Below are 20,995 nucleotides of genomic sequence, written 5' to 3'. Positions count from 1 at the left end.
CTGCGCTTAGTTTTCGGATCGATAGTTTCAGGCTGAGTGCTACTGGTACTCACGCTGGCCGAGGTCTCCTTTGACTGCCCTGGTGTCTCCCTGTAAAGGTACTGAATATACATGGGGTACAGTGATTTGTATCACAAAATTGGCCTCTAGTGTTATTCGTAGTGCTATTCAGCCCCGGGTGCTTCGGCGTTGCAGCAGTAAATCCGGACTGAAGCGCAACAAGAATTCAAGAGTCGCTAAGATCCACCACAGAAAGGCAGGGCTGTGACCGTTCTAGTAGCAAGTGCCGAGTCGGCCGAAAGCCAGAGCGCCATGACCGCCGCGATCGCAGAGGCCCTACGACGCGATGAGGACCTGCTGGCCTTCAGCCTGGACGGCACCACCCCGGATACCGCTGCCGCAGAAACCGCCGGAATCACGGTGACTGTCGATTACCCCAATCCGCAGGGTAAGGATGCCGCCGGCGACCTGCTCGATGCTGCTGAGCGCTCAGATGCTTCGGTGATCGTGATCGGAATACGGCGGCGCAGCCCGGAGGGGAAGATCTTCCTAGGCAGCATCGCCCAGCAAGTCATCCTCGAAGCCCGCGCACCGGTCCTCGCCGTCAAACCCGGGTGACCCCGGCTGAAAGTAGCCGGAGCCCAGCACGAAACAGCTCAGCGCCGTATAAACCAGTTCAGCTCAGCCGGGCTTTGAGCGCCTCCAGCTCGTTGACCAGCTCCTCGGGCAGCGAGCCGCCGAAGCGCCGATACCAAGCGTCGATGCTATCGGCTTCCTGGGCCCACTCCTGGCTGTTCACGGCGAGCGCCGCGGCAAGCTGGCCTTCCCCCAGGTCCAGACCGGTCATATCGATGGACTCTTCAGTGGGTATGTAGCCGATCGGAGTCTCCGTGGCCTCGGCCTTGCCCTCGATCCTTTCGATGGCCCATTTGATCACCCGGGAGTTATCCCCGAAGCCAGGCCAGGCGAAACCCCCTTCGGGCGTGCGCCGGAACCAGTTCACCAAGAAGATCTTGGGCAGCTTCTGCTGATCCCCAGTGGCTGAGAGCGACACCCAGTGCTTGAGGTAGTCACCGGCGTCATAGCCGATGAACGGCAGCATGGCCATCGGATCCCGCCGCACCACGCCCACGGCTCCGGCCGCAGCCGCAGTGGTCTCGGAAGAAAGCGTGGAGCCCATGAAGATGCCGTTGACCCAGTCCCGCGCCTGCGTGACCAGGGGAATCGTGGTCTTGCGCCGGCCGCCGAAGAGGATGGCGGAAATCGGCACACCCTCCGGTTCGAAGTATTCCGGAGCGAGCATGTCGATCTGGTCGATCGGAGTGCAGAATCGCGAGTTCGGATGCGCTGCCGGCGTTACCGATTCCGGAGTCCAGGAATTTCCCTGCCAGTCCGTCAGGTGCTCCGGGGTCTCATCCGTCATGCCTTCCCACCACACTCCGCCGTCGTCGGTCAGTGCGACATTGGTGAAGATGGAGTTCCCCTTGGCGATAGCGCGCATCGCATTGGGGTTGGTCTGCCAGCCGGTGCCGGGGGCGACCCCGAAAAGGCCGGCTTCCGGGTTGACGGCGCGCAGCTGCCCGGATTCATCGAAGCGCATCCAGGTAATGTCATCCCCGAGGGTCTCGACCTTCCAACCCTCGATGGTCGGCTCCAGCAGCGCCAGGTTCGTCTTACCGCAGGCCGAAGGGAAGGCTGCCGAAAGGTAGTAGGTCTTCTGCTCGGGTGAGGTGAGCTTGAGGATGAGCATATGCTCTGCGAGCCAGCCTTCATCCCGGGCGATCACCGAGGCCACGCGAAGGGCATAGCATTTCTTGCCCAGCAGAGCGTTCCCACCATAGCCGGAGCCGAAGGAGACGATCTCCCTGGTCTCCGGGAAATGCACGATCCACTTCTCATCGTTGCAGGGCCACGGAACATCCTTCTCACCGGGCCCCAGTGGAGCTCCGAGGGAATGCAGCGCAGGAACGTAGAAGGCGTCGAGCTCTTCCATCCGGCGCAGCACCTGAGTGCCGATTCTGGCCATAACCCGCATCGAGGCGACCACATAGGCGGAATCGGTGATTTCCACGCCGAATTTGGGATCCTTGGCGTCGAGATGGCCCATCACGAAGGGGATCACATACATCGTTCGGCCGCGCATCGAACCGGCGAAGAGCTCGCGCAGCTTCTGCCGCATCTGCCCCGGATCCATCCAGTTGTTGGTGAAGCCGGCGTCCCTTTCCCGCTCCGAGCAGATGAAAGTCTGCTCCTCTACCCGCGCGACGTCTTTGGGGTCGGAAAAGGCAGCATAGGAGTTCGGAAAAAGCTTCGGGTTGAGCGGAGTCAGCGTGCCGGCTGCCACCAGCTCGGCGGTCAACTGGTCGTATTCTTCTTGCGAGCCGTCCACCCAGTGAATGGCATCCGGTTGGGTCAGCTCGGCGACCTCGGCGACCCAGGCGAGCAGGGCTCGATGGCTGGTCGATGCCAGCTCGGAAATCTCTTGATCGGAATCCGCGCCAACAGTAGTAGCCATGTTCTTCCCTTCATCGGGCCGGGTGGATGCCATTCACAGTAAGTGCTGAAACGGCGAAAGCACCTGAGGAAATGATGTGCCATGTCCTCAGCGAGCTTGATCGTGACCGAGAGAATCCCCGTGATTTCGGGGAATTACAGGAATTCTCACCGCAAAAGATGTGAGTAAGGTCACGTAGGCCGGTCTACTATTTTACGCCCGGACCCCCGCCGACGAGGCAGCACGGAGGCCCTGTCGGTCGGGGCAGGTGATTTGATGCCGGGCGCCGCTCCGGGGTATTGTTACCTACGGTCTTTATGCCGACATGCGGACGTAGCTCAACGGATAGAGCATTTGACTACGGATCAAAAGGTTGGGGGTTCGAATCCCTTCGTCCGCGCGATAAGCGAATAAAGACTAGAGACCCTCGACCGGATGCCCGGCCGAGGGTCTCTTTCTGTTTCTTCTGTTTCAAGTACGCGAGGCGCAGCGAACCCATAAGAGCCTCGAAAGACGGTGCACTCCGCATGGGCTGCAGCCTCGGCTGGAATCGTGGCAGCAACTTCGTAGATGCGCTAGTTATGAATTTTCGACGGAGAATCGAAATAAAAAATCATTATGGTATTCAAATTTGGCAAAGCATCGCAGAATTTTTATCACTTTTGAGAAGTTTTGCGAAGTCGTTCTGATTTCATCCAGCAAACGCATATTCGGCACTTTGTCCTGGTCTCGACTGGGGTAAGAGCACCATCTGAGATAGCCAGTCGGCTCTAATATTTGAAGTCGATGAGTTAGTCTGTGCATTTTTGGTGCTCAGGCAAATCAAAAGGGGGTAACATCATCTCTGTTCATCAGATCGTCGTCATGAGATCAGGTGCTGTTAGAAGCTTCAATGCGGTTTTACCGAGCAGGACTTTCAGGCAGTACCGCTGATGAAATTCTTTAGCTCTTCGTGGGTGCCCAAACTTCAGCTGTCCACAAACGGGGGCTATCGCCTGAGCAATGCCGGTCGGGCAGGTATCTTATTTTCCTACCGAAGGGAGGGCGAGTCGTGCCTATGCAACAACGGGCGATCGCCACACGGGAGAAGATCGTCACCGCAGCGGCGAAGATCTTCTCCGAAACTAGTTATGCCGAAGCCGCCATGTCGGATATCACCAGGGCCGCGGAAGTGACCCAGGGGTCGGTGTACTTCCACTTCACCTCGAAAAGCGATCTCGCCCGAGAAATCGCCGAACGCCAGCACGCTCTTTCGATGCACATCAGCAAGAAACGGCTCGAGGCCGATCAATCTCCACTGGAGAAAGTCATCGCCCTCTCGCACGATATTGCCGAATCGCTCATGAGCGATCCCCTGATGCAGGCAGGGCTGCGCCTGAGTACCGAATCCCATCATTCGCTGCCCTCAATCCCCGCCAGTAGCCCTTATGAAGACTGGATCTCGGTCAGCAATGACCTGCTTCAGGCCGCGGTCACCGAAGGCGAACTGCCGGAGGACACCGACACTAGGGCTACTGCCACTGCGATCATCGGAGCCTTCACCGGCCTGCATACCGTGGGCCAGGCCCTGGATGGCGGCGAGGGGGCCCATGAACGGCTTGATTTCCTCTGGAATATTTTGCTTCATGGCTTGGTTAAAAATTCCTGAGTACAGGACTAGGAGATTAGCGCTCAGCGAAAAATTAGCTACCGTAAAGCCTGCGGCGAAGCCTTTAGCGGCCAGCAAATAAATCAATCAAGAAGGCATCAGAAGATGGCAGGGTCCGTGAAAAGACTCACACCTCGTGGCCTAAGAAATATCCAAGCCATGTTTTTCTGAGACTTTCTCCGATGATTTATCTATCAGAGTGCGCTGCCATTAGCCCTCCGTAGTCTTCTTGCGCGCGACTTTTGCTTCGATTCGGTTTCGCAATAAGATAGCCGATCCTATTGAATTATTCTGCGAGCGGTGACAAGCTCGAGTTATGCTGCAGTCTTCAGAAGAAACCTTCGATATTGTCGTTATCGGTGCAGGGCCGGTCGGGGAGAATGCCGCGGACCGCGCGGTCCGCGGCGGCCTGAGCGCTCTGCTCATAGAATCCGAGCTCGTCGGAGGAGAATGCTCCTACTGGGCATGCATGCCTTCTAAGGCGCTCATCCGGCCCGCTACCGCACTGAAGGCCGCCAAAAACGTCGCAGGCAGCCGGGAGGCGAGCCGTGGCGAGCTCGATGTCGACGCAGTGCTGAAGCGCAGGGATTCTTTTGCCGCTCACTGGCAGGATGACGGGCAAGTCAGCTGGGTGAAAGACGCCGGCATAGCCCTGCGCCGCGGGCAGGCGAAGCTCCTGGATGAGCGACTAGTGCGCATCACGGATTCCGATGGCGAGCAGACCGTGGTGCGCGCCAAGTATGCAGTCGTCCTCGCGACCGGGTCCGTTCCTGTCTTTCCCGAGATACCGGGCCTAGCGGATACTGACTTCTGGGGCACCCGTGAGGCCACGAGCGCTCAGCAGGTACCAACCAGCCTCACGGTGATCGGAGGGGGCGTCGCAGGAACCGAATTAGCCCAGATCTATGCCCGCTTGGGCGCACAGGTGGTGCAGCTGGTGCGCGGCGAGGTACTCGCTCAGATGCCCGAGGCGGTTCGGAAGATCATCCGGGAGTCACTGCGCGCTGACGGGGTGGATCTCCGGGAGCACACCTCGCCCCAGCGCATCGAGCGCGATGGCGACTTCCGGATCCATCTGGATTCGGAGACGCTCCGGTCGGAAGAACTCCTCATTGCCACCGGCCGACGCCCTGCTATCGCCGGCATCGGCCTGGAAGATCTGCTCTCCGGAGAGAGCGCAGATCGGAATGAGGCTGAGCAGATCAGCCAGCTGCGCACCGATGACACCGGCTTGGTCGCCGGAACTGACTGGCTCTACGCGGTAGGCGATGCAGCGGGCAAAGTACTGCTGACGCATCAGGGCAAGTACGAAGCACGGATCACTGGCGCGGTCCTCGCCGCCCGGGCTGCGGATGAGCAGGTAGACCCGGCGCCCTGGAGCGCCTACGCGCAAACCGCGAATGAGTACGCCGTCCCCAGCGTGGTCTTCACCGACCCGGAGGTCACTACGGTGGGTCGCAGCCTGGAGCGCGCCCGGGACGAAGGGGTCGATGGGGTGAGCGTAGAGCTTCCGATAGCGGTAGCCGGCTCCAGCCTCTATCAGGATGATTACGAAGGCTGGGCGCAGCTGGTGCTGGACCGCCAGAAGCGGACCCTCGTGGGCGCTACCTTCGCAGGAGCGGGTGTCGCAGAACTCCTCCACTCGGCGACGATCGCGATCGTCGGCGAAGTAACGGTGGACCGTCTATGGCACGCGGTTCCTGCGTATCCGACCATCAGTGAGGTGTGGTTGCGGTTGCTGGAAGAACTGGATTGGTGAATCGAGGTGAAACCTCTACTTGTACTGACTAGTCAGTACAAGTAGAGTGGGCCTGACACTCATCGAAGGGCCGGGCTATGCTCATCACTGAAAACCTGCGCGTTAAGGGACGCCATCACGACCTCGTCCCGCCGACCTCATTGCAGGCCAGCACCGGGAGCCTTCTGCTCATCACCGCCGATAATCAGACTCAGCGGACCGCGCTGGCGCTAGCGCTCAGCGCAAGAATGAAACCCGATGCGGGCATGATCAGCTGGGATCAGCAGACAGACCTCAAAAAGCGCCGCCGCAAGAGCGCCCTCATCGATTCTCCCGACGTCAATGAGCCCGAGCAGCATCTGAGCGTCCGCCAGCTGGCAGCCGAGGATCTAGCGCTCATCCCGCGCCGCCATCGCGGTGCCCGGTCCACACGGGACTGGCTGACCGTGAACGCCTTCGTCGACATCGCCGATGAGCAAGTACTCGCACTGCCTCCGCGGCGCCGGCTGGCTTTGCTGTGCACCACCGCCCTGGCGGACCCGGGAATCACCTTGATGATCGCCGACTCCCCGGACCGGCACGGCCTCGATCCGGCCATCTGGCTCGACTATCTGCAGGCACTCGCCACGAATCCCGGCCGGCCGCTGTGCGTTATCGCCATCGTGGCGCAGATCCCGCAGAACTGGGCAGGGCCATCGGCTCGGCTCGTGAATCCGGTCGCCCCAGACTCCGAAACCGTCCATCCCGAATCCCAGGAGGACTGATGACCACGATCCGCTTAGCGCTCTCCGAGCTCAAACGCATGACCAGCGGGCGGCTGCCCAAGCTGTCGCTGCTGGCCCTGCTCCTCGTCCCGCTGCTCTACGGCGCCGTGTACCTGTATGCCAACTGGGATCCTTACCAGAACCTCGGCGGGATCAAAGCCGCTGTGGTCAACGAAGATCAGGGAGCCGCGGACAGTCAGGGAAAACCCTTGGCCGTCGGGGACCAGGTCACGCAGAAACTCATCGACGCCCAGACCTTCGACTGGGTGCAGGTCGACTCCCCAACTGAGGCCGATGCCGGCGTCGCCCGGGGCGAGTACTCGTTCGCACTCAAGATCCCGCGGGATTTCTCTGCGAACCTGGCGTCCCCGGCTGATTTCGATGCGGCCCGGCAGGCTCTGCTCAACGTCACCACGAACGATGCGAACAACTACCTGCTCTCCCCCATCGTGGATAAAGTCTCCACCGAGGTGCATGCTTCAGTGGCCCGTGAAGTCGGCGAAGCCACAGCCAATCAGCTGCTCACCGGATTCGGGACGATTCACCAGCAGATCGCCAAGGCGGCCGATGGTGCAGCGCAAGTAGCGGATGGTGCCAGCGAGCTCAGGGATGGAAGCGGCCAGCTGCGTGACGGGAGTTCTCGGCTCGCGCAGGGTGCCGGGCAGCTAGCCGACGGTCAGCAGCAGCTGGCCAGCGGCGCAGGACAACTAGCCGATGGCTCGGGCAGGCTCGCTGCGGGGCTGCAGGAGCTGGATCTCCGCACTGCGGAGCTGCCCGGGGCTTCCGCACGGCTGGCCGACGGCGCAGCCCAGGTGGCGCAGGGCAATGCCAAACTGAGCAGGACAGTTCAGGGCTGGGTGAGCAAGCTACAGGACGCCGATCAGCAAGCTTCCGCCCAACTGGACCAGGTTTTGCAACGACTCGTCGATTCCGGCACCATCACCCCGGCCCAGCGCACCGAAATCACCCAGACCATCACCCAGGACCTCCAGCCCGTCAAGGCAGAGATCCGCGACGGCGCTGCTGACATCCAGCGGCTGGCCGATGGTTCCCAGGCTGTCGCCGATGGTGCCAAGACGCTGGCGGATTCGGCACCGCAGCTGACCGCAGGCATCTCCCAGGCCTCCTCCGGGGCGCAACAGCTGGCAGGCGGTGCGCAGCAGCTCTCCGATGGCCAGCAGAAAGCAGCCTCCGCCTCTCAGCAATTGGCGTCCGGAGCACAGCAACTCGATGAAGGCGCCGGCCGCTTGGCCGAAGGCAGCACCCGGCTGGCCGATGGCTCACGGGAATTGGCTGACCAGCTGCAACTGGGTGCGGGAAAGATTCCGAATCCGGATGAGGCGACCAAGGACACTGCGTCCAAGGTGATCGGTGACCCCGTAGCGGTGAATTCCTTGGCGCAGACCTCCGCCGGCAGCTACGGGGCCGGGCTGGCACCGTTCTTCCTGGTCCTGGCGCTCTGGATCGGGGCGTTCATGCTGGTCCAGGCCATGCGTCCGCTCACGCAACGGGCGCTAGCCGGCAATGCGCCCGCCTGGAAAGTGGCGCTCGGCGGCTGGCTACCGTTCTTGACGGTCTCCATCGTGCAGGCGATGCTGCTGTATTCGGTGGTGTATTTCGCCCTCGGCCTCAACCCGAGCCACCCCTGGCTCACCCTCGGCCTGCTCCTGGCCGCTTCGATGGCTTTCACCGCCTTGATCCAGGGCATCGTGGCGCTGCTGGGCACACCGGGGAAGTTCGTGGTGCTGATCCTCCTGGTGCTGCAGCTGGTCTCCTCCGGCGGAACCTTCCCGTGGCAGACCACCCCGGAGCCGCTGCACCCGGTGCATATGATCCTGCCGATGGGCTATGTGGTCGAGGGCCTGCGCGCGCTGATCTACGGAGCCTCCCTGGCCGCCCTGCCGCAGATCCTCCTGATTCTTCTGGTGCATACCGTGATCGGCCTGCTCTTGAGCGTGCTCGCGGTACACCGGCACCAGTACTGGACCCTCAAGAAGCTACAACCGGAGATCGTGATATGACCGCTGATCAGAGCAGTGCCGTGAACCAGCTCGGGCAGCTGGTGACCCGGCGGCCGGAACGGACGGCCATCACCCGGCAGAAGGTTTTCGAAGCCTCGATGCGGCTGATCGGCGAGCGTGGCCCGGGGCAGGTGACGGTTGATGAGATCGCCGCGGCCGCCGGGGTCTCCAAAGGCACCGTCTATTACAACTTCGGCAGCAAGTCGGGGCTGATAGCGCAGCTGCTCGAATACGGTGTGGAGATCCTGGAGTCCAGGCTGCGCCCGGATCCGGAGCTGCCGGCTTTACCGGCGCTGCGCGATGTGATCGGCAAGACCCTTGATTTCTTCGCCGAGTACCCTTCGTTCACGCAGCTCCTGGTCTCCGAGATGTGGCGCACGCCCAGTGAGTGGCGGCAGACTCTGAGTCTGTTGCGGGAACGGCTGTTCGCGCTTGCGGGCCAGAGCTTCGCCCGGGTCGCCGCAGAGCATCCGGTGCGCTCGGATGTGCCGATGCAGACCGTTGCGGGCCTGGCGTTGAGCTCCGCGCTCATCATGGGGCTCGATCAGCAGGTGTTCCACCCCGAGCGCACCCGGGAGGAAGGCATCTCGGCCATCATGATCGTCCTGCACGGGTACCTGCTGCCGGAAAACAGGTAGTGCTCAGCGCGGCACCACGAAATCCTGCAGCACCGCATCCTGACCATCGAGCTCTGCCCATGAGGAGTCTAAGCCAAAGATCGCCAGGGCACTGGTCGGGAACCCACCGGCAGCATCGGCGTACGCCTGTGGATCCGAATCTCTTGAGGCCAGATGCATCGTCAGCTCCTGCACCGTCGGCAGATGCGTGATCACGAGCAGCGAAGTGACCGCTTCCGGAACGTGATTGATCAGGGCGAGCATCCGGGACATCCCGGCATCGTAAAGATCGTCCTCCAGCTTGGGCGTCGGTGCCAACTGGTCGAGTTCGTGGCAGACCCAGGCGCAGGTCTGCCTGGTACGCAACGCCGATGAGCACAGAATGAAATCCGGTACCGCCCCGTGTTCACGCAACCAGCGCCCGGCCAGCGGAGCTTCGGCATGCCCTCGTTCTGCAAGCGGCCTTTCATGGTCGGCGACGCCAGGCGGGTACGCGGCTTTCGCATGACGCATCAGAATTAGCCGTTTGCGATGGTATCCGGCTGAGTGCTCAGGCATTCAGCCAGTCTAACGACGTGACTGCGGTGGTAGGTGGAGGTAGGCGGAATGGCCTAGATGGAATACTCGGGTGCGGTCCAGACCACTACTTCGGGGTGCTCGTAGAAGCGGTACCCCTCCCCACGTACGGTGCGTACGGTATTCGCCAATCGTCCCAACTTGGAGCGTAGTCGCCGGATATGCACATCAATCGTGCGCTCATTGGGCACCTCATCGGCGTTGCGCCATAGTCCTTCGAGGAGTTCTTCTCTGGCAACAGTGCGGACCGCGTTCTCCACCAGATAGTTGAGCAGCTCGAACTCCTTGAACGTGAGGTTCAGCGCCTCGCCATCCAGGTGGACTTCGCGGCGGGCCAGGTCGATGAGCACTCCGGGCGGCCGGTTGACTGGTGCCGAGGCCGGCCGTGGTTCCTGACGACGGCGCTGGGTGATTGTGGGATCGCCGAAAGTAGAGCGGACCACATCGAGCGGGCTGCCCGGGGTTCCTGCCGGAGCTACGGCAACCACCGCATAGCTCTGCGCTTGCGGTACCAGCGAATGGGCATACGCCCGGATGTCCTGAGCAAGCTTGGCGAGCGATGTCCCGTGGCTCGCTGCGGTCTCCTCATCAAGGCCCAGGTAGAGCACGAAACCCTGAGCCGCGTTGTCTTGACGCACGGCGTGCAGAGCTTGACCGGATTCAGCCATCACGGCAGCCGGCGCAGACGCTGCTTGTTCTGAAAATGCTTCCGAGGCACCGAAAGGGGAGGTAACTTCAGCAGGATCCGTCCTTCTGCTCTGCTGAGATGCGCCTTGCTGGGCAGCGCCATGCTGCGGACTCCGTTGGGTCCGCTGCGCATTGCGCACGGATATGTGTACGTATCCCGGTGCGATCGACATGGAGAGTAACCTCAAGAAATGCGGGGGCCCGCCTCGGCCGAGACGGCTGGAATGCTTAGCTCCGCGGTTGTGGTGCGAAGAATGCCCGGAGGCGACCTGCTGGCTCTAAAGTGCCAACGCTCTCAGGTGGAAGCGTTAGGCCTGCATTCGACAGCAGCACATAGCCGTGCCAGGGATCGTCCTGGGCCGGAGCACTGCAACTGCACATGCACTTGAGTGAATGTTCACCCCTGCAGTTTGCACCGTAACAATCCGCAGATGCAAGTAACACAAGCAATAACGGTCCGTTATGTCCACATGGTGAGACGCTTTCCACTAGGGTCGAGCCGCCTGAATCGGTCGAGATAATTCACTACCGCCGCGCAGGTAGCAATCAGAGAAATTTTATCTATCTAACAGGAAGTTGCCAGAGACATATTGTTTCACATAATTTTACCGAAAACTCTCTTCCTCTTTCCGAATGATCAGTTTATGTTGATGTGGCAGGCCTGCTAAACCCTTGATTCCACTAATGCACTGGAGGAAAAATCATGAACACTATCAATGAAGCTCTCGCTACTCTTGTCGGCTACCTGGGCACGGGCATCGGTGAAGCTGCCGGCTTCCTCGCCTGCACCATCGGACGCTTGCTGGGCCTCTAAACCCCGCAAAATCAAAACATGGCCGGGGGTGATGTGACAGCCATCACCCCCGGTCATGTGGCGCAACCGCCCCCTTGAGGGCAGGTGCAAGCGGCCACAGAAAGCGCTGGTGACTCACCTGAGTCACCAGCGCTCTTTATTATCTAAAATGCTTCTCAAATAACATTTGAATAATTTGAGAACTGCTTACTTAAAACTCTTCGGACATGATCATCGAAAATACTCCCGAATATCAGAATATAGCCAAAGGTATAGCAATTAATGACCGACCGAACCATTGCTGCAAAATTGAACTGCTATTTATCTGACGCAGTCACTTCGCCGAACGCGCGGAGCGCTCCTCGGGCAGCCCGAGAACAACTGCTCCACGAGGTTCTAACCACACTCTAAAAATTGCCACGAACCTTCACCTCACAGCTTCCACAGCTGTTTTTCAGGGAATCTCAAGGCTGGATATACAGAAACATCAGAAAGTTTAAGTATGGCTACAACCCGCTCATTCACCGAAAACCTGCCCAAGCTGAATCATCCGGACGGCTCGCCGATCCGGGCACTAGTCGTTGACGACGAACCGAGCCTCGCAGAGCTGATGTCAATGGGCCTGCAGATGGCCGGCTGGGATGTCCAGGTGGCCCATGACGGCAATTCCGCCGTCAAGCTAGCCCGCGACTACCGCCCGGACGTGCTGGTCCTGGATATCATGCTGCCTGGCTTCGACGGCGTCGAGTTGCTCGGCAAGATCCGCGCCTTCGATCCGGAGATCCCCGCACTCTTCCTCACCGCGAAAGATGCTGTGCAAGACCGCGTCGCCGGCCTCACCGCGGGCGGCGACGATTACGTCACCAAGCCCTTCAGCATGGAGGAAGTATTGCTCCGTCTGCATCGCATCGTGCAGCGCTCCGGAGTCACCGCGGAGAACGCCGCCGAAGTCCGGGTAGGGGATCTGGTCCTCAACCATGACACCCGCCAGGTGATCCGTGCCGATGAGGAGATCACGCTCACCGCCACCGAATTCGAGCTGCTGCGCTACCTCATGGAGAACCCCAAGCGAGTGCTCTCCAAGACGCAGATCCTGGACCGGGTCTGGAATTACGACTTCGGCGGCCAGGTCAACATCGTGGAGCTCTACATTTCCTACCTTCGCAAGAAGATCGAGGCCAATCACCCACCGATGATCCACACCGTCCGCGGAGCCGGCTACATCCTCAAACCCGCAGCCGAATAGCACCCGGCTGTGCCAAGCAGCCGCAAGGCTACCCACGAGTTAAGAGCTGAAATCGGGCTAGACTGAGCAGCTCATCTGACCTGCCAGGAGGAACGCCCTATGGTGAGCTCGGAGCCTTCCTCCGCTGTGCCACCGATGCCGGCCGAACCCCCAGGTTCGGCCGGCTCCGGAAGCGCCAGCGCACAAGGGGATTCCGGCGACAGCCGCACTCACGACGGCAGTGCACAGGACGGCACTGCGCAGAAAAGTACTGCTGCGCAGCCGCGAAAGCGTAAGACCTGGACCGACCGCATCCCTTTGCGAGCAAAGAAAATACGCCACGGGGCACATGAAGCGATGCGCCTGTCGCGCTGGAGCCTGCGCTCCAAGCTCGTGCTGTCCACGATGGGTTTGCTCACCGGAATCTGCTTCGTAGTCGGCCTGGTGAGCTACCTTTCCATGAACATCGTGCTCAATGAGCAGGCGAACAGCTCGCTGCGCGACGCCTCGAACAAGGTCACCACGGTGTACAACCTGGCTTATCAGAACCAGATCGGTCTCAAGCAGCTGCCGCCGATCCAGGGCATCCTCAACGGCACTCTGAGCGCTGCAGTGCACGACGGCGCCCTGGTCGAGAACATCATTAACCTGCCGGCCAAAGAACAGGGCAAATCGGAGCCCCTGACCAATGTGCAGGTAACATCCAGCGACGTCGCCACCATCACTTCAGTCACGCCCAGCCGGAGCATCGACGTCAGCCTGAGCTTCGGAGACTATCGCCTCATCGGCGTGCGAAACGCGTACAACGACATCATCGTCACGGGAATCCCGCTCAAAGGGATGCATGACACCCTCAGCACACTGCTCGCAACCGTCATCTTCGTCTCCGCAGCTGGCCTTCTGGCCATGGGACTGGTAGCCACGGCACTGATCCGCCGAGCCATGGCTCCCCTCGACCAATTAGCCTCCGTCGCCACACGGGTGGCCAAGCTCCAACTCAATGAGGGCGAAGTGAAACTTGCCGAACGCGCGCCCCCGAACGCTTCGAATCCGCATACCGAAGTGGGCACCGTGGGAATGGCACTGAATAAGATGCTGGACAATGTGGCTTCAGCGCTGCAGTCCCGGCAGCGCAGCGAGACCAAGGTCCGCCAGTTCGTCGCCGACGCCAGCCACGAACTGCGGACCCCGCTGACCGCGATCCGGGGCTATACCGAGATGATCCGGATGACCGAGGAGCTCAGCCCCTCCGGCGAGAAGTCCTTAGGCCGAGTGGAGTCGCAATCCAAACGCATGGGTGCCATGGTCGAGAACCTACTCACCCTGGCCCGGCTGGATGAGGGCCGGCCGCTGGAGCTCAAAGAGACCGAGCTCACTCAGCTGGTATTGGAGACCGTCCACGATATGAAGGTCGCCATCACTGATCACCAATGGCAGCTGGATTTGCCCAGTGACCCCTTCGTCATCCGAGCGGACGTCGGTGCCCTGCGCCAGGTGCTGCTCAACCTGCTCTCCAATGCGGCCAAGCACACCGACCCGGGGACCACGGTGACTACCAGCCTGCGCGCCCTGCCCAACGGCATCGTGCAGCTTCGAGTGCTGGATGACGGTCCAGGGATTCCCGAGGAATTCCAGGCGCAGATCTTCGACCGTTTTGCCCGCGCCGATGTCGCCAGATCCGGCCACGACGGTACCACCGGGCTGGGCCTGTCGATCGTACAGGCGATCGTCCACGCCCACGGCGGCCAGATCTCCTTGACCTCCCGGCCGGGGCACACCGCCTTTATGGTTGATCTTCCTGCCGGGCGCGACGCTGCCGGGACGCAGTCCACGCCTGGCGGGGATGACTGAGCGGCTGGACGAGCTGAGTCTGCAACCGGGTCCGCAAAGGTACGCCGCCCCGGCGGAGCAGCACCACCCCTGCCAGGACAGCGGCGAGGACGGCCACTGCCCCGCCGATGATCAGGCTCCAGCGCGGCCCGAAAGCAGTGCCGATCCAGCCGATCAGCGGAGCACCGAGCGGTGTGCCGCCCTGGACCACCATCATGTAGAGCGCGAGCACCCGGCCCCGGAAGGCGGGGTCGGCACCCAGCTGAATCGTGGTGTTGCACAGGTTGAGGAAGGTGACGGCGGCGATCCCGATCGGAATCAGCGCTAGCGCGTACAGCCAGTAGCCCGGAGCGAATGCCGCTAGCACCGAGAAGATGCCGAGGGCTAAAGCCGCCAGCACCAGATAAGACAACCGGGTGGCGCCGCGGCGGGCCGCCAGCAGAGCACCGCTGAGCGTGCCCACGGCCATGATGGTACCGAGCAATCCGTATTCGCCCGGGCCCTGCCGGAAGACTTCTGTGGCCATCATCGCGTTGACCATCTGGAAATTGAGCGTCGCCGTCGCCACTACTCCGCCCAGCACCAGCACCATCCTGAGCTCCGGCTGCCCGCGCAGGTAGCGCAGACCTTCCCGGATCTGCCCCCGGCCACGCGGGACTCGCTCCGTCGGCTGCAGTTCAGCGGGACGCATCTTCAGCAGGGAGATGATCACGGCGAAGAAGCTCGCGGCGTTGATCAGGAAAGCCGGGCCGGTGCCCACCCAGGCGATCAGCAATCCGGCCAGCCCGGGCCCGGCCATGCGGGCCAGGTTGAAAGAAGCGGAGTTCAGCGCCACCGCATTGGGTACGTCACCGCTGTGTACAACCTCGGAAACAAAAGCCTGCCGGGCCGGGGCGTCAATAGCACTGCCGATGCCGAGCATCAGGGCCAGCACGTAGACATGCCACAGTTGAACCGCATCGGTGACCACCAGCAGGCCGAGGATCAGGGCGCAGAAGCCCATCGCCGTCTGGGTGCAGATGATCAGCCTGCGCTTGGAATAGCGGTCGCTCAGCAGGCCAGCCCACGGGCCGAGGATCAGGATCGGCAGGAACTGCAGGCCGGTGGTGATCCCCACAGCTGTCCCGGAGTGATCGGTTAGCACCGTCAGCACGAGCCAGTCCTGAGCCACACGCTGAACCCAGGTCCCGATATTGGAAACGAGCGCACCGGCCACCCAGAGCCGGTAGTTGAAAGCTCTCAGGGCCCGGAACATGCTCGCCATAGGTCTAGTTGCGTTCGCTTTCGCTCAGAGACAGCAGGATCTCTGCCGCTTCCCGCAGGGTTTCCCGCTGCTGCGGGGCAAGCCGGGCGAGGTGCCGCTCCAGCCACTCCGTGCGCCGGCGGCGGGTATCCCGCAGAACCGCCCGCCCGGCATCGGTCAAACCGACCAGAACCTGCCTTCCATCCTCCGGATGCTGGCTCCGGCGCACTAGACCTGCGCGCTCCATGCCGTTGATGGTTCTGGTCATACTCGGGGTGCGCACGTGCTCCGCCTCGGCCAACTGGCTCACAGTTGCCGTTCCGTTATCGAGCCAGGCGAGCACGGTGTACTGGGCAGGGGTGGCGAGTTCGCTCGTGGCCTCGAATCGCAGCCTACGGGAAGTGCGCATCACGGCCTGACGAAGACTGCTCGCCAGATGCTCCGGCCGTTTCCGCTGACTCATATTTACTTAGCATAGCTAATGAGCTTGGCTGTGTAAATAGCTTCCGTTATCCAAATGTGACACGGTCCGGAATTTTCGTTATCTTGGACCAGGGCGTATCTAACGTTTCCGTTCCCTTGGGATAACCCGAACCCTGCCGTCCCAGGTGGTAACGCATCACGAGGCAGAGACGGGGGAACCAACGCTGGCTGCATATCCCTGCAGCCTTGGGGTGAAGCCTCGCATATGAGGCCGGATGCTCTCATCCGAATCCGACAGCTTACCTCGTAGGTCAGTGAGAGAGAGGCACCACGTTCGTGTCCAGCACGTCTAAAAATCGCGGCCCGCACGGCCGCCGCGCAGCCACATCAAAAAGCAGCAGCTTCACCCGTACCGGCAAGCCCGGCCGCCGCCGAGCAGCCAGCCAGACGAGTACGCTGGAGCACCTCTGGCAGGCCACCCCCAAGGTTCCTACCCAGCGAGCCGCAGCAGTCGCCGTAGCCGGTGTACTGATCGCGGCCATCGCCCCGGCGGGCAACTCCGCCCCGGCGCAGGAGGCGCAGATGCCTGATGCGGCGAACCTAGAAGCAGCCAGCAGCACCACCCCGATTCAGAGCAAAGCGGTCAGCGCCGGTGCCGACCTCTCAGCACTCAGCTTCACCGGGGTTTCCGCTTCTTCGCAGACGGATCCGACCAAATCTGCGACCCCGAGCAAAGAGACCGCCAGCAAAGAGGCACCGAAGGTCGACGCCTCCGCCGATAAGGTGCAGGCACTCAATGACCCCGCAGCGGCTAAGGCCTTCGCGGCAAGCCAGCTGGGCGGCTTCGGCTGGGCGCAGGATCAGATGTCCTGCCTCACCTCGCTCTGGGAGAAAGAGTCCAACTGGCGGACCACCGCGGAGAACCCTTCCAGCCTGGCCTACGGCATCGCGCAGTCCCTGCCCGCGCAGAAGATGGCCAGTGTCGGCGCGGACTACCGCACCAACTTCAAAACTCAGGTCACCTGGGGCCTGGGCTATATCAAGGAGCGCTACGGCTCCCCCTGTGCAGCATGGGGCAAGTCCCAGGCTGTCGGCTGGTACTGAGCCGATCTTCAGACGTTAAAGGCTTGGGGCCCGAACTTCTTGTTCGGGCCCCAAGCCTTTAAGGTCTGACTGCGGAACTCTACGCCCGGCCTGGTTCGCGTGGCTCTTGCGCCGCGATGTAATTGCTGACCGCGGAATTCCACAGCATCACCAGAACGACCACGGTGAGAACGATGGTGAGGATCCCGACGGTGGTAGCGAAGATCCGCAGAGCGCTTTCCATGGTCTGCACTTCAGCCTGAGTCCGCCCGGGGGGCTATTTCCCGAGCGGTGAGTGAGGCGACAGCATCCGGGACGCCGATCAGCGTCGCGACCCCACCGAGCACCGCTAGCACCGCACCGACATACATCAGCTTCACTGCGGTTTTGAGCTGCTGCGGCCTCGGCGGAAGCTCACCCACCGGGTACTGCATCGGGCTGCTGTGCTGCTGCGGAACAGGAAAAGCGCCTCGTGGATGCTGTTATCCCCTGGGTATCTCCCGGGAAACCTCAGCCGACGACGCCGTAGAGCCGATCCCCGGCATCGCCCAGCCCGGGGACGATATAGGCCTTGTCGTTGAGGCCTTCATCCACGGAGGCCAGAACCACGGTCACGCGCGCACCTTCATGCTGAACCCGCAGAGCCTCGATGCCTTCGGGTGCGCCGAGCAGGCAGATGCAAGTGATATCCATCGCGCCCCGGTCAAAGAGGAAGCGGATCGCCTCCCGCAGAGTGCCGCCGGTGGCCAGCATGGGGTCCAGGACATAGACCTGCCTACCGCTGAGATCTTCCGGAAGCCGCTCGGCGTAGGTGACCGCCTCCAGCGTCTCCTCGTTGCGCGCCATGCCGAGGAAGCCTACTTCCGCGGTCGGCAACAGCCGGGTCATCCCCTCCAGCATGCCCAGGCCGGCCCGCAAGATCGGCACCACGAGCGGCGTCGGCTTCACTAAGCCAGTGCCGACCGCCTGGGTCACCGGGGTCTGGATGCTTACCGGCTCCACCCGGACCTCGCGGGTCGCCTCGTAGGCCAGTAAGGTCACCAGCTCCTCGGTGAGCTGGCGGAACACCGGGGATGGGGTGTTCTTATCCCGCAAAACGGTGAGCTTATGGGCAACTAAAGGGTGGTCGACAACCTGAACTCGCATAGGAAACAAGTTACCGCAGAAACCTTTGCTCCCGGGAATAGGGAAAGCAGAGATGAGCCGCAACCGCTTAGAATCACCAGATGAGTCAGAGCCGATCGACCACCCCCGCGCCCAACCAGTCCGAGGAGTGGATGGGGACCGCGCTCATCGAGGCACGCGCGGCGCTAGAGACCGGCGACGTGCCCATCGGCGCCGTCGTGATCTCCGCGGAAGGCGCGGTGCTGGGCACCGGCCGGAACCGGCGCGAGGCGGATCAGGATCCCACCGGTCACGCCGAGATCCTGGCACTGCGATCGGCGGCCGCCACCACCGGCTCCTGGCGGCTGGAAGACTGCACCCTGGTGGTGACCCTGGAACCCTGCGCGATGTGCGCGGGAGCCATCGTCCTGGCCCGGGTGCCGCGAGTCGTGCTGGGTTCCTGGGATCCGAAGGCGGGTGCTGCGGGCTCGGCGCTCGAAGTGCTCCGGGAGCCCCGGCTCAATCACTGGGTCGAGGTCTACGGCGGGGTGCGGGAGGCCGAATGCGCAGAGCTGCTCAGGGGCTTCTTCGAGGAGCAGAGGCCCGGCGCCCTGTGAGGCGCTTTGAGACGCTTTGAGTCCGTACTGCCCGATAGCGTAGAGTATTCAGGTTGGTGACGTGTCCGAGCGGCCGAAGGTGCAACACTCGAAATGTTGTTTGGTGTAAAAGCCAACGTGGGTTCAAATCCCACCGTCACCGCCAAGCGAAGCCCCGGAAGCCTTGATAAATCAGGGTTCCGGGGTTTCGTTTATCCAACAACTCCAGCGGTTTCACTGTACAAGAAGGGGACCTCAAGCGGTTCCTTTGGTTTCACCGGCGTACAGCTCTGCTTGCTCCAGGACGAGTTCGACTGCCCTGGCCTCTGCATCCGGCGGGTAGTCGTACTTGGCGAGAATGCGGCGTATCTTCGACCGCATCGCAGCGCGCACCGATTCTTTGAGATTCCAGTCAATCGTCGCAGACTGCGGTACTGACGTGACTAGCTCCTGTGCGATGGCCTTGAGTGTCTCGTCACCGAGCTCCAGCACTGCGGAGTCGTTCTGTACCACAGCATCATAGAATGCGACCTCGTCTTCCTTCAGGCCAAGTTTCTCGTACCGTTTTTCCGAATCACGTATCTGCTTCGCCAGGTTGACGAGTTCGGCGATGATCTCCGCTGTCGTCAACGCACGGTTCGTGTAGCGGATAACAGCCTCGTCGAGCATCTCGGAGAACTTTCGCCCTTGCACGAGGTTTGTGCGCTGCACAGTGCGGATTTGATCGTTCAACAACCGACGCAAGAGACCCATCTGTAAGTTAGGCGTCTCCGCGAACGAGTCTAGAAACTTGTCACTAAGAATCGAGATTTCAGGGGTCTCGATCCCTGCGAGTTTGTACACGTCGACCACCTGGTCGGCTGCGACCGCCTCGTTAAGCAGTTGCCCAAGCACAGTATCGATCTCGACCGCTCCTGAACCGCCCCGGCCAGAACCCGGGTTTTGGATCTTCAAGATCGTAGCCCGTACGCCAGTAAACAACCGCACGTCGGCCCTTATAGCTACAGCCTCGTCACGTGCAGCCGCGAGTGCGAACGCCTTGGTCAGGGCAAGCACCTGGTCGTTGAAGCGCGACGTGCGGTCCGGATCGGCCAGGACGAAGTCGAGAACCTTCGCGTATTCATTCATGCGTTGAGAGGCCGTGAGCTCAGGCGAGGAGTCGTAATGGACGCCATGAAGCAGACCCCGCACGATATCGTGCTTCTCCATCATGACCTGCACCATCGTTTCGATGGGCACCCCGGTCTGGTCTCGGTCCGACGGAGAATACTCGTTCAGCGCCTTCTGCAGGTTTGCAAACACCCCGATGTAGTCGACGATCAACCCACCGGGCTTATCGCGGAAGGTCCTGTTTACCCGCGCAATGGCCTGCATGAGACCTGCGCCCTGCATGCTCTTGTCAACGTACATCGTGTGCATCGAAGGTGCATCAAACCCCGTCAGCCACATGTCACGAACGATAACCAGCTCCAGTGGATCGTCGGCGTTCTTCGCTCGAAGCTTTAAAGCTTTGCGCACCTCCTTCGAGTGAATATGGGGCTGGAACTCAGCAGGATCAGCTGCTGAGCCAGTCATGACGACTTTGATCTTGCCTTGAGCAGGGTCGTCGGAATGCCAATCAGGTCGCAGCGTGACGATCTTCTCGTAGAGCCGCACTGCGATGCGGCGGCTCATAGTCACGATCATCCCCTTGCCGAACAGTGATTCGCCGCGTTCCTCCCAGTGTTCCACGATGTCACGAGCCACAAGATCCAGCCGTGATTCCGCGCCAACGATTGCCTCCAGCCTCGACCATCGCGACTTCGCAGCCAACGCGGCTTCCTCCTCGACAGACTCGGTAATCTCGTCCGCAAGATCGTCTAGGGCGGCGAGATCAGCCTCTGAGAGCTCGACCTTGGCCAGCCTGGACTCATAGAAGATTCTGACCGTTGCGCCATCCTCAACGGCCCGCGTGAGATCGTACACGTCCACGTAGTCACCGAAGGGTCTGCCCCGGGTTTGGTTGACATCTGATCTGTGAGGATTCGTCCTCGCTGGAAGGATGTATCTCATGCCCAAGCCCTATCCGAAAGAGTTCCGTGACGATGTCGTGGCTGTGGCCCGTAAAGCCCGGGCCCCGTTATCGCAGATTGCGAGAGACTTCGGGATTTCCG

Annotated in this window: 18 protein-coding genes, 2 tRNA genes, 1 pseudogene and 1 riboswitch; of the genes and pseudogenes, 12 read left to right on the top strand and 9 right to left on the bottom strand. The window is 61.4% G+C overall.

The window, feature by feature from the left end; all coding sequences use genetic code 11:
• Positions 1-264: 264 nt before the first annotated feature.
• Positions 265-618, top strand: a complete 354-nt coding sequence (locus C501_RS0102170; RefSeq protein ID WP_018133990.1) for a universal stress protein — start codon at positions 265-267, stop codon at positions 616-618.
• 58 nt (positions 619-676) lie between these two features.
• Here C501_RS0102170 and C501_RS0102165 read toward each other — a convergent pair whose 3' ends face one another.
• A complete protein-coding gene (locus tag C501_RS0102165) occupies positions 677-2,515 on the bottom strand; it encodes a phosphoenolpyruvate carboxykinase (GTP) (RefSeq protein WP_043567953.1) in 1,839 nt (612 codons plus the stop codon).
• A 306-nt stretch (positions 2,516-2,821) separates the two neighbouring features.
• Here C501_RS0102165 and C501_RS0102160 point away from each other — a divergent pair.
• From C501_RS0102160 to C501_RS0102135, 6 genes are all read left to right on the top strand, one after another.
• A tRNA-Arg gene (locus C501_RS0102160) sits at positions 2,822-2,894 on the top strand.
• Positions 2,895-3,551: 657 nt separating this feature from the next.
• A complete protein-coding gene (locus C501_RS0102155) occupies positions 3,552-4,142 on the top strand; it encodes a ScbR family autoregulator-binding transcription factor (RefSeq protein ID WP_018133988.1) in 591 nt (196 codons plus the stop codon).
• Between the two features lie 316 nt (positions 4,143-4,458).
• Positions 4,459-5,901 (top strand): dihydrolipoyl dehydrogenase family protein, encoded by a 1,443-nt coding sequence (locus C501_RS0102150; protein WP_018133987.1) that lies wholly within the window; start codon positions 4,459-4,461, stop codon positions 5,899-5,901.
• Between the two features lie 77 nt (positions 5,902-5,978).
• Entirely contained in the window at positions 5,979-6,644 is a 666-nt protein-coding gene (locus C501_RS0102145) for a hypothetical protein (protein WP_018133986.1), read from the top strand.
• On the top strand, positions 6,644-8,665 hold the full coding sequence (locus tag C501_RS0102140; protein ID WP_018133985.1) for a YhgE/Pip domain-containing protein: 2,022 nt from the start codon (positions 6,644-6,646) through the stop codon (positions 8,663-8,665). Before C501_RS0102145 ends, C501_RS0102140 begins: the two co-directional genes overlap by 1 nt.
• On the top strand, positions 8,662-9,303 hold the full coding sequence (locus tag C501_RS0102135; protein WP_018133984.1) for a TetR/AcrR family transcriptional regulator: 642 nt from the start codon (positions 8,662-8,664) through the stop codon (positions 9,301-9,303). The genes C501_RS0102140 and C501_RS0102135 overlap by 4 nt, the downstream gene beginning before the upstream one ends.
• Before the next feature lie 3 nt (positions 9,304-9,306).
• Here the strand turns inward: C501_RS0102135 and C501_RS0102130 are convergent, their stop codons facing one another.
• Together C501_RS0102130 and C501_RS0102125 are read right to left on the bottom strand one after the other, a co-directional pair.
• A complete protein-coding gene (locus C501_RS0102130) occupies positions 9,307-9,840 on the bottom strand; it encodes a SixA phosphatase family protein (protein ID WP_043567933.1) in 534 nt (177 codons plus the stop codon).
• A gap of 53 nt (positions 9,841-9,893) precedes the next feature.
• Complete coding sequence (locus C501_RS0102125) at positions 9,894-10,718, bottom strand: winged helix-turn-helix domain-containing protein (RefSeq protein WP_026174514.1); 825 nt, start codon at positions 10,716-10,718, stop codon at positions 9,894-9,896.
• 1,122 nt (positions 10,719-11,840) lie between these two features.
• Between C501_RS0102125 and C501_RS0102115 the strand changes: the two genes are divergently transcribed.
• Positions 11,841-12,584, top strand: coding sequence for a response regulator transcription factor (locus C501_RS0102115; RefSeq protein ID WP_018133980.1), 744 nt, complete (start codon positions 11,841-11,843; stop codon positions 12,582-12,584).
• Positions 12,585-12,683: 99 nt separating this feature from the next.
• The gene (locus tag C501_RS12175; protein ID WP_245532378.1) at positions 12,684-14,414 is read left to right on the top strand and encodes a sensor histidine kinase; all 1,731 of its coding nucleotides are present in this window, start codon (positions 12,684-12,686) and stop codon (positions 14,412-14,414) included.
• Here the strand turns inward: C501_RS12175 and C501_RS12170 are convergent.
• Positions 14,347-15,657: an MFS transporter gene (locus C501_RS12170; RefSeq protein ID WP_156807578.1), complete on the bottom strand. Its 1,311-nt coding sequence runs from the start codon at positions 15,655-15,657 to the stop codon at positions 14,347-14,349. The genes C501_RS12175 and C501_RS12170 overlap by 68 nt on opposite strands.
• A gap of 4 nt (positions 15,658-15,661) precedes the next feature.
• Positions 15,662-16,099: a MarR family winged helix-turn-helix transcriptional regulator gene (locus C501_RS0102095; RefSeq protein WP_018133976.1), complete on the bottom strand. Its 438-nt coding sequence runs from the start codon at positions 16,097-16,099 to the stop codon at positions 15,662-15,664.
• Positions 16,100-16,213: 114 nt separating this feature from the next.
• Positions 16,214-16,387: riboswitch (cyclic di-AMP (ydaO/yuaA leader) on the top strand.
• An 8-nt stretch (positions 16,388-16,395) separates the two neighbouring features.
• On the opposite strand from C501_RS0102095, the gene C501_RS14680 reads away from it, so the two are divergent.
• A complete protein-coding gene (locus C501_RS14680; RefSeq protein ID WP_018133975.1) occupies positions 16,396-17,163 on the top strand; it encodes an aggregation-promoting factor C-terminal-like domain-containing protein in 768 nt (255 codons plus the stop codon).
• A 79-nt stretch (positions 17,164-17,242) separates the two neighbouring features.
• Here the strand turns inward: C501_RS14680 and C501_RS14170 are convergent, their stop codons facing one another.
• From C501_RS14170 to upp, 3 genes are all read right to left on the bottom strand, one after another.
• Positions 17,243-17,386: a hypothetical protein gene (locus C501_RS14170; RefSeq protein ID WP_156807577.1), complete on the bottom strand. Its 144-nt coding sequence runs from the start codon at positions 17,384-17,386 to the stop codon at positions 17,243-17,245.
• Between the two features lie 10 nt (positions 17,387-17,396).
• Positions 17,397-17,576, bottom strand: coding sequence for a hypothetical protein (locus tag C501_RS0102080; RefSeq protein WP_018133973.1), 180 nt, complete (start codon positions 17,574-17,576; stop codon positions 17,397-17,399).
• A gap of 76 nt (positions 17,577-17,652) precedes the next feature.
• The gene (gene upp / locus C501_RS0102075; protein WP_026174513.1) at positions 17,653-18,288 is read right to left on the bottom strand and encodes a uracil phosphoribosyltransferase; all 636 of its coding nucleotides are present in this window, start codon (positions 18,286-18,288) and stop codon (positions 17,653-17,655) included.
• Positions 18,289-18,368: 80 nt separating this feature from the next.
• Here upp and tadA point away from each other — a divergent pair, with 80 nt between their 5' ends.
• Both tadA and C501_RS0102065 read left to right on the top strand, forming a co-directional pair.
• Positions 18,369-18,863, top strand: coding sequence for a tRNA adenosine(34) deaminase TadA (gene tadA, locus C501_RS0102070; protein ID WP_018133971.1), 495 nt, complete (start codon positions 18,369-18,371; stop codon positions 18,861-18,863).
• 55 nt (positions 18,864-18,918) lie between these two features.
• Positions 18,919-19,008, top strand: a tRNA-Ser gene (locus C501_RS0102065).
• 89 nt (positions 19,009-19,097) lie between these two features.
• Here C501_RS0102065 and C501_RS12165 read toward each other — a convergent pair.
• Positions 19,098-20,894, bottom strand: a pseudogene (locus C501_RS12165) (type I restriction endonuclease subunit R); the annotation flags it as partial.
• Positions 20,895-20,995 lie beyond the last annotated feature (101 nt).

The sequence above is a fragment of the Acaricomes phytoseiuli DSM 14247 genome (assembly GCF_000376245.1).
In the GTDB taxonomy this organism is placed as follows: Bacteria; Actinomycetota; Actinomycetes; order Actinomycetales; family Micrococcaceae; genus Renibacterium; species Renibacterium phytoseiuli.
The sequence above is the reverse complement of the archived record's forward strand: the minus strand, read 5'-3'. Positions and strand labels throughout refer to the sequence as shown.